This is a genomic window from Acidiluteibacter sp. (assembly GCF_055129545.1).
In genome coordinates this window covers 58,185-74,444 of sequence record NZ_JBSRUB010000012.1, presented here as the reverse complement: position 1 = coordinate 74,444, position 16,260 = coordinate 58,185, and the positions used below count along the sequence as shown (strand labels likewise).

At 35.9% G+C, this 16,260-nt stretch carries 12 protein-coding genes and 1 tRNA gene; 2 read left to right on the top strand and 11 right to left on the bottom strand.

Annotated elements, in window-relative coordinates:
- Positions 1 to 777 (top strand): helical backbone metal receptor, encoded by a 777-nt coding sequence (locus ACTB0X_RS05535; RefSeq protein WP_463023994.1) that lies wholly within the window; start codon positions 1 to 3, stop codon positions 775 to 777.
- 56 nt (positions 778 to 833) lie between these two features.
- The gene (locus tag ACTB0X_RS05530) at positions 834 to 3,116 is read left to right on the top strand and encodes a patatin-like phospholipase family protein (protein ID WP_463023993.1); all 2,283 of its coding nucleotides are present in this window, start codon (positions 834 to 836) and stop codon (positions 3,114 to 3,116) included.
- A 222-nt stretch (positions 3,117 to 3,338) separates the two neighbouring features.
- Here ACTB0X_RS05530 and ACTB0X_RS05525 read toward each other — a convergent pair whose 3' ends face one another.
- From ACTB0X_RS05525 to tuf, 11 genes are all read right to left on the bottom strand, one after another.
- Positions 3,339 to 3,650 carry a DUF3467 domain-containing protein gene (locus ACTB0X_RS05525; RefSeq protein WP_463023992.1) on the bottom strand — a complete coding sequence of 104 codons (312 nt, stop codon included), beginning with the start codon at positions 3,648 to 3,650 and terminating at the stop codon, positions 3,339 to 3,341.
- Positions 3,651 to 3,667: 17 nt separating this feature from the next.
- On the bottom strand, positions 3,668 to 7,957 hold the full coding sequence (gene rpoC / locus ACTB0X_RS05520; RefSeq protein WP_463023991.1) for a DNA-directed RNA polymerase subunit beta': 4,290 nt from the start codon (positions 7,955 to 7,957) through the stop codon (positions 3,668 to 3,670).
- A gap of 76 nt (positions 7,958 to 8,033) precedes the next feature.
- Positions 8,034 to 11,864, bottom strand: a complete 3,831-nt coding sequence (rpoB, locus tag ACTB0X_RS05515; protein WP_463023990.1) for a DNA-directed RNA polymerase subunit beta — start codon at positions 11,862 to 11,864, stop codon at positions 8,034 to 8,036.
- 103 nt (positions 11,865 to 11,967) lie between these two features.
- Complete coding sequence (rplL, locus tag ACTB0X_RS05510) at positions 11,968 to 12,345, bottom strand: 50S ribosomal protein L7/L12 (RefSeq protein WP_463023989.1); 378 nt, start codon at positions 12,343 to 12,345, stop codon at positions 11,968 to 11,970.
- A 54-nt stretch (positions 12,346 to 12,399) separates the two neighbouring features.
- Positions 12,400 to 12,921 carry a 50S ribosomal protein L10 gene (rplJ, locus tag ACTB0X_RS05505; RefSeq protein ID WP_463023988.1) on the bottom strand — a complete coding sequence of 174 codons (522 nt, stop codon included), beginning with the start codon at positions 12,919 to 12,921 and terminating at the stop codon, positions 12,400 to 12,402.
- 24 nt (positions 12,922 to 12,945) lie between these two features.
- Positions 12,946 to 13,644, bottom strand: a complete 699-nt coding sequence (gene rplA, locus ACTB0X_RS05500; protein ID WP_463023987.1) for a 50S ribosomal protein L1 — start codon at positions 13,642 to 13,644, stop codon at positions 12,946 to 12,948.
- Positions 13,645 to 13,671: 27 nt separating this feature from the next.
- Positions 13,672 to 14,109, bottom strand: a complete 438-nt coding sequence (gene rplK / locus ACTB0X_RS05495) for a 50S ribosomal protein L11 (RefSeq protein WP_463023986.1) — start codon at positions 14,107 to 14,109, stop codon at positions 13,672 to 13,674.
- Between the two features lie 24 nt (positions 14,110 to 14,133).
- Positions 14,134 to 14,685 carry a transcription termination/antitermination protein NusG gene (gene nusG / locus ACTB0X_RS05490; RefSeq protein ID WP_463023985.1) on the bottom strand — a complete coding sequence of 184 codons (552 nt, stop codon included), beginning with the start codon at positions 14,683 to 14,685 and terminating at the stop codon, positions 14,134 to 14,136.
- A gap of 19 nt (positions 14,686 to 14,704) precedes the next feature.
- Positions 14,705 to 14,896, bottom strand: a complete 192-nt coding sequence (secE, locus tag ACTB0X_RS05485) for a preprotein translocase subunit SecE (protein ID WP_463023984.1) — start codon at positions 14,894 to 14,896, stop codon at positions 14,705 to 14,707.
- Positions 14,897 to 14,910: 14 nt separating this feature from the next.
- Positions 14,911 to 14,983 (bottom strand) — tRNA-Trp (locus ACTB0X_RS05480).
- A 77-nt stretch (positions 14,984 to 15,060) separates the two neighbouring features.
- Positions 15,061 to 16,248, bottom strand: coding sequence for an elongation factor Tu (tuf, locus tag ACTB0X_RS05475; protein WP_463023983.1), 1,188 nt, complete (start codon positions 16,246 to 16,248; stop codon positions 15,061 to 15,063).
- Positions 16,249 to 16,260 lie beyond the last annotated feature (12 nt).

Below are 16,260 nucleotides of genomic sequence, written 5' to 3'. Positions count from 1 at the left end.
ATGAAGATACAATTGAAAGATCAAATGGGGAGAATGCTCAGCTTTGAGCAGGCTCCCCAAAAAGTTGTATCGTTGGTTCCATCCATCAGTGAATTGCTTTGGGATTTGAATCTCCAAAATGAGTTGATTGGTGTAACTAAGTTTTGTATACATCCTGAGAATTTAAGAGCAGAAAAAACAATTGTTGGAGGCACCAAGAATGTCAAAATAGAACGACTATTGGCATTACAGCCGGATTTTGTAATCGCCAACTTGGAAGAAAACACCAAGGAAGAAATAGAACTCATCTCTGCCCAAATTCCAACCTATATCAGTAATATCAATACGATTGACGAAATGTATGTTTTCATTTCTGACATTGGTCGAATTTGCGATCGTGAATTGGAATCAAAAGGTATCCTTGAAAGGGTACAAAACACAATGGATGAAATTATTCCCATTCAACCAAAACGAACTGCACTCTACTTAATATGGAACGATCCATTTATGAGTATTGGAAATGACACCTTTATAAATCATATGCTGGGAAGAGTGGGATATGTTAATTGTTTAGACCATAAGGAACGATATCCAATGGTAACAGAAGAAGACATACATCAACTTCAACCAGATGAGCTATTATTGTCTTCTGAGCCTTTCCCATTTAAAGAAAATCACCTCAAAGAGTTTAAAGTTAAATTCCCAAAATCATCAATAAGATTAGTAGATGGAGAAGCATTTTCATGGTATGGATCAAGAATTTATAAAGTAACAGATTACTTAACATCCTTTAAATGATGAAAGGTAATACCAGCATTTAAAATTTTAATACCTTTATTCGAATTAAAGTATTCATGTTCAAATATATTCGACACCTTACATTCTTGCTAATTTGCTTGCCATTTGTAACATATGGCCAAAAAGTAGGTGTGGTATTAAGTGGTGGTGGTGCAAGTGGTGCAGCACACATTGGGGTGTTAAAAGCATTGGAAGACAATAACATTCCCATTGACTATATTACAGGAACCTCAATTGGTGCTTTGGTGGGTGCTTTGTATGCTTCTGGAAAAACCCCCAGAGAAATTGAGGCTTTATTTATTTCTGACGAATTTATTAAATGGTCGAATGGAGTGGCCATAGACCGCTACTCATTTTATTATAAAAAAGAGGATCCAAGTGCTGAATTGGTAAATATTGATTTTAATCTAGACACTATTTTTGAGAATAATCTACCTACCAGCTTTATCTCTTCTGTACCTATAGACTTTGGCTTATTACAGCTTTTTGCGCCGGCTTCAGCAGCAGCCAACTACAATTTTGATAGCTTGTTTATACCATTTAGATGCATTGCTGCAGACATCACCAATGGACGAGAATATCCATTTTATAGAGGAGATTTATCTACTGCTGTCAGGGCATCAATAGCTTATCCATTTTATTTATCCCCGATAAGACATAATAATAGATTATTATTGGATGGAGGTTTGTATAACAATTTCCCTTCTGACATTATGTACCATGATTTTATGCCAGATTACATTATTGGTAGTAATGTGTCAAGAGCAGATTTACCTCCTACTGAGGACAATTTAATCTCTCAAATCAAAAGCATGTTGAGTAAGGAATCCAATTATACCATTGAATGTGCGAATGGGATTATCATCACTCCAAAAGTAAATGAAATAACACTGCTAGATTTTGAAGAAAATTACAGTGCTATTCAAGAAGGATATAAAGCCACTATTTCTGTGATGGACTCGATTAAATTTCATGTATCGGTAAGAAAAAATGACTCCCTGCTCGCTGAAGAGAGAAGCGCATTTAAAAACAAACAGAAACAATTGAGATTTGGCTCCGTTTCAGTTAATGGAATAGATGAACAACAAACCAATTATATTTTCAACCAAGCTTTAAAAAATAAATCGTTTTTTGAATTTGATAAATTAGAGCAATCATACATGCGGTTGTTATCTGATAGAGGAATCAGGGAAATTTATCCTTTAGCAACCTACAACAAAAGAACAGGACTATATGATTTAAACCTAGATATAAAAAAGGAAAAAGCATTTCAAGTTGAGTTTGGTGGAATTATCTCAACACGTCCGATCAATACAGGATACGTAGGTCTTCGATACAATCGGATGAAAAAAACCAATTTAACCTTGAGTGGCAATACCTATTTTGGGAAACTTCACAGTTCAGCTAAAATAGGAGGAAGAATGGAATTCCCTAACAAGCTTCCAATATATACTGAAGTAAATTATACGGCTAGTAAATGGGATTTTTTCAATAGCTCTACCACCATTCTAGAGGACATTAACCCCTCCTATTTAATCAAGAATGAGAGTTTTATTGAAGCTAAAGTTGGAACTCCTATTCGATTTAAAGGCAAACTGGAACTAGGCTCGACTTTCTTTATTCTAGATAATGAATATTACCAAACCAATGACTTTTTAAGAACCGACACTGCTGACTTAAATGATTTCAAAGGATTTTCTCCTTTTTTAAGCTATACAAGAAGTACACTCGATCAAAAACAGTATGCCAAAACAGGTAGTTACTTAAAGTTACAAGGTCGTTGGGTAAATGGAGATGAGAAAAATAAACCGGGTTCTACTTCCTTAGAAACAGTTAATACTTTGAATAAAAGAGAGTGGTTTGAATTAAAGTTTATCTACCAAAATTATTTTTTAAGTAAACATAAATTCAAATTGGGAGGTCAAGTTGAATTTATCTCCACAAACCAACCGTTCTTTAGTAATTATACGTCAACTGTTTTAATTTCTCCGTCCTTTCAACCCTTGCCAGAGATGTCTACTTTGTTTCAATATCAATATAGAACTCATTCATATTCTGCTGCAGGGCTAAAAGCAATTTATTCTATTCACAAGAAACTTGATTTAAGAGTCGAAGGTTACTTGTTCCAACCAATTCAAGAAATTAAAGAGGTAAATAAAGCTGCCCAATATGGAGAGGAATTTTCAACAAGAGATATTATCGGTACAATAACAACTGTTTATACTACACGAATTGGTCCAATTGCAGCATCTTTTAATTATTATGACAAAGCTGTTGATCAATATAAGTTCCTTATCCATTTTGGATATATCTTGTTTAACAAAAAAGCACTGGACTAAAGTTTAACTCTACTCTGTCTTCTCACCCATTTCTATTCTTAAACCAACTTATAAAAATTTTTAAATTCTACCAACCTACTCCTAAGATGGAGGGAGGATTCATGAATTAATCCTATTAAAGGATAACCACCACTAACATAAGTGATAAATTATAGGACAAAAAAAAGGGTTTCAAATCGAAATATCGACTTGAAACCCTTTGTAATTTAAAGCTAAAAGCAATTAAGCTTGAGCCGTTGGACCACCAAAATTCATTGGAAAACTTGGTTGTTCTCCTTCGGTAATTGTTCCGTTCTGCGACTCAAACTTTACCACGTTATCATTAAGTGCTCTTAACAATCTTTTAGCGTGTTGAGGAGTCATCAAAATTCTAGACTTCACTTTTCCTTTTGGCATTCCAGGCATGATTTTGATAAAATCAAAAACAAACTCAGAATTTGAATGACTGATAATGGCCAAATTTGAATATTGACCTTCAGCAATCTCTTCACTCAGCTCAATATTGAGCTTATCATCCTTCTTCTCATCACTCATAGTGCTCTGCTTTATATTTATTCAACTTCTTGAGTTACCTCTTTAGCTGCTTTCAATCTTGTATATTCTTCATTTGAACCTACAACGATATCTTGGTAAGCTTTCAGACCTGTACCTGCAGGTATTAAATGTCCAACGATAACGTTTTCTTTTAATCCCATTAAGTGATCTACCTTACTACTTACAGCAGCTTCATTCAATACCTTTGTTGTTTCTTGGAAAGAAGCAGCAGAGATAAAGCTATCTGTTTGTAGCGATGCTCTTGTGATACCTTGTAGTATTGAACTTGAAGTTGCCGCCATAGTATCTCTCGCTACTACCAACTTCTTATCAGAACGCTTCAAACGAGAATTCTCTTCTCTTAATTTACGAGCAGTAACAATTTGACCTTGTTTTAATACATCAGATTCTCCTGCATCTTCAACAATCTTTTTGCCGAAAATCCAGTCGTTTTCTTCCATGAACTCAGTTTTGTTAACAATTTGCTTCTCTAAGAAACGAGTATCACCTGGATCCTCAATAACCACCTTACGCATCATTTGTCTCACAATTACTTCAAAGTGCTTATCGTTGATCTTCACTCCTTGTAGTCGGTAAACTTCTTGAACTTCGTTTACAATGTACTCTTGAACTTGCGTAGGTCCTTTAATTGCTAAGATATCAGCTGGGGTAATCGCTCCATCAGAAAGTGAACTTCCTGCTCTTACGAAGTCATTTTCTTGAACCAAAATGTGTTTAGATAAGTTAATCAAATACTTTTTAACTTCTCCAGTTCTTGATTCAACAATAACTTCTCTATTACCTCTCTTAATCTTACCGAAAGAAACTATACCATCAATTTCAGTAACCACTGCAGGATTAGATGGATTTCTTGCTTCGAACAACTCTGTTACTCTTGGAAGACCCCCTGTAATATCTCCAGATTTACCGGAAACTCTAGGAATCTTAACCAAAATCTTTCCTGTTTCGATTTCATCACCTTCATCAATAGAAATGTGAGCACCAACAGGTAAGTTATAGGTTTTAAGAACTTCGCCTTTCTTGTTTACAATCTTAATTTCAGGAACGTTTTTCTTATCCTTATTCTCAGTTACTACTTTCTCTCTAAATCCAGTCTGCTCATCAGACTCTTCTTTATAAGTAACACCTGCGATAAGGTTTTCAAAAACGATTTTCCCTTTAAATTCTGCAACAATAACAGCGTTATATGGATCCCACTCACAAATCAAGTCTCCTTTTGCAACTTTAACATTTTCTTTTTGATACAATAATGCACCATAAGGGATGTTAGCAGTAGCCAAAACAATACCTGTTTTAGAGTCAACTAATCTCATTTCAGCAGAACGACCAATAACGATTTGAACTTTCTTCCCATCCTTATTTTCACCTTCAACTGTTTTCAATTCATCCATTTCAAGAATACCATCATGTTTCGCTTCAATTCTTGATTCATCAGCAATTTTAGATGCAGTACCCCCTACGTGGAATGTTCTCAATGTCAACTGTGTTCCAGGCTCACCAATAGACTGTGCAGCAATTACACCAACAGACTCTCCTCGTTGCGCCATTCTACCTGTTGAAAGACTTCTTCCATAACATTTAGAACAAACACCTCTTTTCAATTCACATGTCAATACTGAACGCATTTCCATTTCCTCGATTGGAGACTCATCAATTAATTTAGCGATTTCTTCAGTTACCTCTTCACCTGATTCAATAATTAAATCTCCAGTATTTGGATGGTAAACATCGTGAACAGTAGTTCTACCAAGAATTCTATCATACATCGATTCTACAATCTCATCATTTTTAACCAATGGTGAAATCATTACTCCTCTTAATGTACCACAATCTTCATCGATAATCACAACATCTTGAGAAACATCAACTAAACGACGAGTTAAGTAACCCGCATCCGCTGTTTTCAATGCTGTATCCGCAAGACCTTTACGTGCACCGTGAGTAGAAATAAAGTACTCCAAAATAGAAAGACCTTCTTTAAAGTTAGAAAGAATTGGGTTTTCAATAATTTCTTGACCTGTAGAACCAGATTTTTGTGGCTTAGCCATCAAACCTCTCATTCCTGAAAGCTGACGAATTTGCTCCTTAGAACCCCTTGCACCAGAATCAAACATCATATAAACTGAGTTGAAACCTTGGTTGTCAGTTTTCAATCGATCCATTACTGTGTTTGTCAATCTAGTATTCGTGTGTGTCCAGATATCAATAATTTGGTTATAACGCTCATTATTAGTAATGAAACCCATGTTATAATTATCCCAAACTTCTTTTACTTGACCAGCTGCTTTCAACATCAACTCATCTTTCTCTTTAGGAATGATTACATCACCTAAATTAAACGATAGACCACCTCTAAATGACATTTCGTAACCGATGTCCTTAATATCATCCAAAAACTTCGCAGTTAATGCTGTACCAGCATCTTTAAGAATGTTACCAATAATGTCTCTCAACGATTTCTTAGTCAACAATTCGTTGATGTAACCAGCACTTTCAGGAACTACTTGATTAAAGATTACTCGACCACAAGTGGTGTCAATAATTTTAATTTCACCTCTGTCCTTTACTCTTACTTTAATTTTTGCGTGAATGTCTAATCGACCTTCATTGTTCGCAATAATAACCTCTTCAGGAGAATAAAAAGTTTTTCCTTCTCCTTTAATGATTAATTCAGGCTCAGAGAAACGTTCTTTGGTCAAATAATATAGACCAAGTACCATATCCTGAGAAGGTACAGTAATCGGTGAACCGTTTGCAGGGTTCAAAATATTGTGAGAAGACAACATTAACATTTGTGCTTCCAAAATTGCAGCATTACCTAATGGTAAGTGAACTGCCATCTGGTCACCATCAAAATCCGCGTTAAACGCCGAACATACTAATGGGTGCAACTGAATTGCCTTTCCTTCAATTAATTTTGGTTGAAACGCTTGAATACCTAGTCTGTGCAATGTAGGAGCACGGTTAAGTAACACAGGGTGTCCTCTCAATACGTTCTCTAAAATATCCCAAACTACAGGATCCTTGCGGTCAACTATTTTCTTTGCAGATTTTACAGTTTTTACAATACCTCTTTCGATCAACTTACGAATAACAAATGGCTTGTAAAGTTCTGCTGCCATATCTTTTGGCAAACCACATTCATGCAATTTCAAACTTGGTCCTACTACAATTACAGAACGACCAGAGTAATCCACACGCTTACCCAATAAGTTTTGACGGAAACGTCCAGACTTACCTTTTAAGCTATCAGAAAGTGATTTCAAAGCTCTGTTTGAATCAGTTTTAACTGCACTTGACTTTCTTGAGTTATCCAATAATGAGTCCACAGCTTCTTGAAGCATACGTTTCTCATTTCTAAGGATTACTTCTGGAGCTTTGATCTCTAACAATCGCTTCAAACGGTTGTTTCTGATGATCACTCTTCGGTACAAGTCATTTAAATCTGAAGTTGCAAAACGACCTCCATCTAAAGGAACCAATGGTCTCAATTCAGGTGGAATAACCGGTACAACTTTAACAATCATCCATTCAGGACGATTCTCAATATTCTCATTTGCATTTCTGAAAGACTCCACAACTTGAAGTCTTTTTAATGCTTCATTCTTTCTTTGTTGAGAAGTCTCATGATTTGCTTTATGTCTCAAATCATAAGAAAGACTATCTAAATCCAATCTTCTTAGCAATTCATAAAGTGCATCAGCACCCATTTTTGCAATAAATTTGTTTGGATCTGATTCGTCTAAATATTGGTTTTCTTTTGGAAGGGTATCCAATATATCCAAGTATTCTTCTTCAGTTAAGAAGTCTAAGTATTCTAATTCTTCGCCATTGGTATTTTTAGCAAGACCAACTTGAACAACCACGTATCTTTCGTAATAGATAATAGTGTCCAACTTTTTTGTTGGCAATCCTAAAAGGTAACCAATCTTGTTTGGCAACGATTTGAAATACCAAATATGTGCTACAGGAACAACTAATGAAATATGCCCCATTCGTTCTCTACGAACTTTCTTTTCAGTTACTTCAACACCACAACGGTCACAAACGATTCCTTTGTATCGGATTCTTTTGTATTTCCCACAATGACATTCCCAATCCTTAACCGGTCCAAAGATTCTTTCGCAAAAAAGACCATCTCTTTCTGGTTTGTATGTACGATAGTTAATCGTTTCAGGCTTGAGTACTTCACCGCTAGAAGATTCTAATATCATCTCTGGTGAAGCTAAACTGATAGTAATTTTATTAAAATTACTTTGTGTTTTATTTTCTCTCTTAAAAGCCATATTCTTTAAGTTGAATAGTTGTTAATACATTAATAAGCCTACAAAAATTAAAAGTGGTTTACACCACTTTAGAAGATTATTCTCCCAAAGTGATGTTTAAACATAAACCTCTTAATTCGTGTAACAATACGTTAAATGACTCCGGAATTCCTGGAGTAGGCATCGCCTCACCTTTAACAATTGCTTCGTAAGCTTTTGCTCTTCCCATTACGTCATCTGACTTAATGGTCAAAATTTCCTGTAAGATATTTGCTGCTCCAAATGCTTCAAGAGCCCATACCTCCATCTCACCAAATCGCTGTCCACCGAACTGAGCTTTACCACCCAATGGTTGTTGCGTAATTAATGAATATGGTCCGATTGATCTTGCGTGCATCTTATCGTCAACCATGTGACCCAACTTCAACATGTAGATAATACCTACTGTTGCTGGCTGGTGGAAACGTTCTCCTGTACCTCCATCGTGAAGGTAAGTTCTACCGTTTCTAGGAATACCTGCTTGATCAGTGTAGTCATTTATCTGGTCTAAAGTAGCACCATCAAAAATTGGAGTTGAGAATTTCAATCCTAATTTTTCACCGGCCCAACCCAAAACAGTTTCATAAATCTGACCTAAGTTCATACGTGAAGGCACCCCAAGTGGGTTCAATACGATATCAACTGGAGTTCCGTCTTCAAGGAAAGGCATGTCTTCAGCTCTTACAATCTTAGCAACGATACCTTTGTTACCGTGACGTCCTGCCATCTTATCTCCTACTTTCAACTTACGTTTCTTAGCAAGATATACTTTAGCCAACTTCACAATACCTACAGGCAATTCATCACCAATAGTGATTGCATACTTCTTACGTTTGTACAATCCTTGAATCTCAGTTGCTTTCAAGTTGTGATTGTGCAACAATCTCTTGATTAAAACATTCAATTCATCTTGAGTCGTCCAATTGTTTGGATCAATATGACCAAAATCATCGATTCCAGCTAAAATCTTTTGAGTAAACTTAGTTCCTTTAGCAATTTTCTCTTCCTTATAGAAATCAAAAACACCTTGAGACGTTTTACCGTTTACAATAGAGTAAAGTTTTTCAATCAAACGATCTTTAAGAGCCATTAACTCTTTTTCCATTTCGATGTCTAACTTCTCTAAAACTATTTTCTCTTCAGATCTTGCTTTACGATCTTTAATTGCTCTTTCAAACAATTTCTTATCGATAACCACACCCTTAACAGATGGAGACACTTTCAAAGAAGCATCTTTAACATCACCAGCTTTATCACCAAAGATTGCTCTTAACAGCTTCTCTTCAGGCGTTGGATCAGTTTCACCTTTAGGTGTAATTTTACCAATTAGGATATCTCCTTCTTTCACTTCTGCTCCAACTCTGATCAAACCATTCTCGTCCAAATCTTTTGTTGCTTCTTCACTTACGTTTGGAATATCAGCAGTCAACTCCTCTAATCCTCTTTTGGTATCTCTTACTTCTAAAACGAATTCTTCGATATGAACTGAAGTAAATACATCTTCACGTACTACTTTCTCAGAAATCACAATCGCATCCTCAAAATTATATCCTTTCCATGGCATGAATGCAACTTTTAAGTTTCTACCTAAAGCCAATTCACCACCTTCGGTAGCATAACCTTCACAAAGCACTTGTCCTCTTTTCACTTTTTCACCTTTTCTTACGATAGGTCTTAAGCTAATAGTAGTGCTCTGATTCGTTTTTTGATATTTAATTAAGTTATACGTTTTAGTGTCTTCATTAAAACTTACTAACTTATCTTCATCTGTTCTGTCATACTTAATAGAAATCGTACGAGCATCTACATACTCTACTGTACCATTACCTTCAGCATTGATCAATACTCTTGAGTCAATTGCAATTCGCTCTTCCAAACCAGTTCCAACAATAGGAGCTTGTGGCTGCATTAACGGCACTGCCTGACGCTGCATGTTAGATCCCATCAACGCTCTGTTCGCATCATCATGCTCCAAGAAAGGAATCAAAGATGCTGCAATAGATGCAATTTGGTTAGGTGAAACGTCCATCAATGACAATTCGCTTGGCTCAACAACTGGGAAGTCACCTTCCAAACGAGATTTAACTCGCTCAGTTAAGAACGAACCTTTCTCATCAATCTGAGCGTTTGCTTGTGCAATTGTTTGCTCATCTTCTTCCTCAGCACTTAAGTAAATTACGTTTTCTGGATCTAAATCTACTTTACTATTCGCTACCTTACGGTAAGGAGTTTCAATAAATCCTAAACGGTTTACTTTGGCATAAACACACAATGAAGAAATCAAACCAATGTTTGGACCTTCTGGTGTTTCAATCGGACAAAGACGACCATAGTGAGTATAGTGAACATCACGCACTTCAAAACCTGCTCTTTCTCTCGAAAGACCACCTGGTCCTAGTGCCGACATTCTTCTTTTGTGTGTGATCTCAGCCAATGGATTCGTTTGATCCATAAATTGAGACAATTGATTCGTTCCGAAGAATGAATTAATTACAGAAGATAACGTTTTTGCATTAATCAAATCGGCAGGAGTAAATACCTCGTTATCTCTAACGTTCATTCGCTCTCTAATTGTTCTTGCCATTCTTGCAAGACCAACACCGAACTGGCTATACAATTGCTCTCCAACTGTTCTAACACGTCTGTTACTCAAGTGATCGATATCATCTACATCAGCTTTAGAATTGATCAATTCGATCAAATACTTGATGATAGAAATAATATCTTCTCTTGTTAATATTTTTACTTCAGCATCAATGTTTTGATTCAATTTCTTGTTGATTCTATAACGACCAACTTCACCTAAATCATAACGATTTTCAGAGAAAAATAGTTTATCAATAACACCTCTTGCTGTTTCTTCATCTGGTGGCTCAGAGTTACGAAGTTGTCTATAGATATGCTCTACCGCTTCTTTCTCAGAGTTAGATGGATCTTTCTGAAGTGTATTATAAATAATAGCAAAATCAGTAGAATTTACATCCTCTTTGTGAAGAATAATTGTTTTAGCTCCTGAATCAACAATAGCATCAATGTGCTCTTTGTCCAATACAGTTTCACGGTCAATTATAACTTCATTTCTTTCAATAGAAACAACTTCACCAGTATCTTCATCAACAAAATCTTCTACCCAAGTTTTTAAAACTCTAGCAGCTAATTTTCTTCCTAGTACTTTTTTCAAACCTGCTTTGCTAACTTTTATCTCATCAGCAAGGTTGAAAATGTCTAAAATATCTTTGTCAAACTCATAACCAATAGCTCTTAAAAGCGTGGTTACAGGTAATTTCTTTTTTCTGTCAATGTATGCATACATCACATTGTTAATGTCTGTAGCAAACTCAATCCAAGATCCCTTGAATGGAATTACTCTTGCAGAGTATAACTTAGTACCATTCGCATGACGGCTTTGTCCAAAGAACACACCAGGAGATCTGTGTAATTGAGAAACAATTACACGTTCTGCACCATTGATGCAAAAAGTACCTTTTGGTGTCATGTAAGGAATTGTACCAAGATATACATCTTGTACAATTGTTTCAAAATCTTCGTGCTCAGGATCGGTACAATATAGCTTAAGTTTAGCTTTTAAAGGCACACTATAAGTCAACCCTCTTTCAATACACTCATCAATGGTGTAACGGGGTGGATCAACAAAGTAATCCAGGAATTCAAGAACAAATTGATTACGTGCATCTGTAATTGGAAAGTTCTCACTGAATACTTTAAATAGTCCTTCTTCCTCTCTATTCTCTGGATTTGTTTCCAATTGAAAGAAATCTCTAAAAGACTTCAACTGGATATCCAAGAAATCAGGATATTCTAATTTATTTTTGATCGAAGCAAAACTTATTCTGCTTTGCTTTTTATTAGAGACTGCTGAATTCATCATTTTGGAGAAATGATTAGTTAATAATAGATATAAACGACAAAAGGGTTTAGACCCACCTATAAAGATGGGTCTAAACCTTAAATATTATATTGTTGAACTAATATTACTTAAGCTCAACTTCTGCTCCTGCCTCTTCTAATGAAGATTTTAATGACTCCGCTTCGTCTTTAGAAATTCCTTCTTTAACAGCTTTTGGTGCTCCATCAACTAATTCCTTAGCTTCTTTCAAACCTAAACCAGTCAATTCTTTAACCAATTTAACTACTGCTAACTTAGATCCACCTGCTGCCTTCAAGATTACATCAAATTCTGTTTTCTCTTCTGGTGCATCGCCTGCGTCACCGCCTGCTGGACCTGCTACTGCAACTGCTGCTGCAGCTGGCTCAATTCCGTACTCATCTTTAAGAATACCTGCTAACTCATTTACGTCTTTTACTGTTAAGTTTACCAACTCTTCAGCAAGTGCTTTTAAATCCGCCATTTTACTACTTTTTTTATTTTAAATTTTTATTATTTGGATTGAGTGCGTACAATACTATTCAGGTCTATCACCTAATGTTTTAACAAGCCCTGCGATAGTAGCTCCACCTGACTGAAGTGCAGATAGAACGTTTTTCGCTGGAGATTGAAGTAATGCAATAACATCTGCAATAACTTCCTCTTTTGACTTGATATTTATTAAGGTTTCTAATTGATTGTCTCCAATAAAAATTGCAGAGTCAATAAAAGCCCCTTTTAATGCTGGCTTAGTACCTTTTTTTCTGAAATCCTTAATTAATTTTGCAGGAACGTTTCCAGTTTCCGCAAACATAATCGAAGTGTTTCCTTTTAACACAGCATATAGCTCTTCGTATTCTCCATCAGCTTGCTCTAAAGCCTTCCTTAGAAGGGTATTTTTCACAACTTGAAGAGAAACTTCTTTGTTATAACATAATCTTCTCAGTCTAGTCGAACTTACTGCATCTAACTCAGCAACATCTGCTAAATAAAATACACTTGCTTGGTTCAGTTTATCTGAAAGCTCATTAACTATGCTATTTTTTTCTTCTTTAGTCATCGCCTTTCGGTTGAATTATTTGTATTAATCTTCTATAAATCTTTTTGGATCCACATGTATTCCAGGACTCATAGTACTAGAAATAGCGACTCCTTTTAGATATACACCTTTAGATGCAGCTGGCTTCAACTTCACTACAGTTTGAATAAATTCTCTTGCATTTTCAGCTAATTGCTTCTCATCAAAAGAAATACGACCAATTGTAGTATGGATAATTCCATATTTGTCTACTTTAAAGTCAATTTTACCCGCTTTTACTTCAGTTACTGCTTTTGCAACATCCATTGTTACTGTACCAGATTTTGGGTTTGGCATTAAACCTCTTGGTCCTAAAACACGACCTAAAGCACCAACTTTACCCATTACACTTGGCATAGTGATAATAACATCAATATCAGTCCATCCACCTTTGATTTTTTCGATATACTCATCTAAACCAACGTAGTCTGCACCAGCAGCCTTAGCTTCCTCTTCTTTGTCAGCAGAAACTAGTGCCAAAACCTTTACAGTTTTACCAATACCGTGAGGCAATGATACTGTTCCTCTAACCATTTGGTTTGCTTTTCTAGGATCAACTCCTAAACGCAAATCAATATCTACAGAAGAATCAAATTTTGTAAAAGTAATTTCTTTAACTAGCTGAGAAGCTTCTTTCAAAGAATACAATTTATCCTTATCAATTTTAGCTTCAACTGCCTTTCTATTTTTTGTTAATGTTGCCATTTTTAAAACTTTTCTTTTCTTACGTAATTAGAAAGGTTTAGTACCCTTCTCTGTCAATCCCATACTTCTTGCAGTACCGGCTACCATCGACATAGCAGATTCTATTTTGAAAGCATTCAAGTCTTCCATTTTATCTTCTGCGATTGCTCTAACTTGATCCCAAGTAACAGATGCAACTTTCTTTCTATTTGGTTCTGGTGATCCTGATTTAACTTTCGCTGCATCCAATAATTGAATTGGTGCAGGTGCAGTTTTGATTACAAAATCAAAAGATTTGTCAGCATAAACCGTAATTACAGCAGGAACAATTCTTCCAGCTTTATCCTGAGTTCTTGCATTAAACTGCTTACAAAACTCCATTATATTAACTCCTTTAGCTCCTAATGCAGGACCTACGGGTGGAGATGGATTCGCTGCCCCTCCTTTAATCTGTAGTTTAATTAAACCACTTATTTCTTTTGCCATCTTAGTCTTCTTTATTGTATACTATTAAGATTCTTTTTCTACTTGAAGAAAGCTTAATTCTAATGGTTGTTTTCTACCGAAAATTTTCACCATTACTTTCAACTTTTTCTTCTCTTCATTAATTTCTTCAATCGTTCCATTGAATCCATTAAATGGTCCATCAATTACTTTTATTGATTCACCCACAATAAATGGAATATTCAACTCTTCTTCGCTTTCTGCAAGCTCATCAACTTTACCCAATATTCTATTTACCTCAGACATTCTCAATGGAACAGGATCTCCTCCTTTTTCAGCTCCCAAAAATCCGATAACGTTGTTCACATTTTTAATAACGTGAGGCACCTCACCAACTAAATCTGCTTCAATTAAGATATATCCAGGAAAGAAACTTCTTTCTTTACTGATCTTTTTTCCTTTACGTATTTGATAAATTTTTTCTGTAGGAATAAGCACCTGTGTTACATAATCAGACAATCCCAATCTAGAGATTTCGTCCTCAATGTATAACTTAACCTTTTTTTCTTTACCACTCACGGCTCTTACAACGTACCACTTCTTAGTAGTCTCACTCATCTTCTATCCCTCCAATAAATTAAAACATCTGATAAATGAACTCCATCATTGTACTGAAAGTAGAGTCCATTGCAAAAATCAAAAGAGAAATAATTATCGCTGCTACCATTACTACAAGAGCACTACTTTGAAGCTCACTCCAAGTTGGCCAAGAGACCTTATTAAAAAGCTCGTCAGCTGACTCTTCGATATATGTTCTAATTTTTGACATTTCTTTTATTTTTGCACGGGTGGAGAGACTCGAACTCCCAGCCAATGGTTTTGGAGACCACTACTCTACCAATTGAGCTACACCCGTAGGTCTAATATTATAAAGTCAAGAAAGGTATCACGCATTTGCGAGACACCTTTCTTGATATAAATCTACTTCAGTAATTAAACTAAAATCTCAGTAACCTGACCTGCACCAACAGTTCTACCACCTTCTCTAATCGCAAATCTTACACCTTTATTCAAAGCTACAGGAGCAATTAACTTAACAGTAATAGTAACATTGTCACCTGGCATTACCATTTCTCTACCATCTTCTAAGAAGATCTCTCCTGTTACGTCAGTTGTTCTAACGTAAAATTGAGGACGGTATTTATTATGGAATGGAGTATGACGTCCACCTTCTTCTTTCTTCAAGATATAAACCTCAGCTTTAAATTCAGTGTGAGGAGTAATAGTACCCGGACGAGCAATTACCATACCTCTCTTAATGTCAGCTTTTTCAATACCTCTCAACAACAAACCTACGTTGTCACCAGCTTCTCCTCTGTCTAGAATTTTTCTAAACATCTCAACACCAGTAACCGTTGATTTCTTGTTTTCAGCACCCATACCAATAATAACAACTTCATCACCTGAGTTTATAACTCCAGTTTCAATTCTACCAGTTGCTACAGTTCCTCTACCTGTAATAGAGAATACATCCTCCACAGGTAAAATAAATGGCTTGTCCACTTCACGTGGAGGAATTGGAATAAATGAATCAACTGCATCCATTAACTCCATAATTTTATCTTCCCACTGAGCTTCTCCGTTAAGACCACCTAGCGCAGAACCAATAATGATTGGAGTATTATCACCATCAAACTCGTAAAAGCTCAATAGATCTCTAACTTCCATCTCTACTAATTCTAACAATTCTGGATCATCTACCATATCCGCTTTGTTCATAAAAACAACGATAGTAGGTACACCAACCTGACGTGCAAGAAGGATGTGCTCTCTAGTCTGTGGCATTGGACCATCAGTAGCAGCAACAACCAAAATAGCACCGTCCATTTGAGCAGCACCAGTTACCATGTTTTTTACGTAATCCGCGTGACCAGGACAATCTACGTGAGCGTAGTGTCTGTTAGCAGTTTGATATTCTACGTGTGAAGAGTTAATTGTAATACCTCTTTCTTTTTCTTCAGGAGCGTTGTCGATAGATGCAAAATCTCTAGCAGCAGAAAAACCTTTTTTTGCCAATACTACAGTAATTGCAGCTGTCAAAGTGGTTTTACCGTGGTCAACGTGACCAATAGTACCGATGTTTACGTGCGGCTTGGATCTATCAAATGTTTCTTTAGCCATGACTTATTGCTT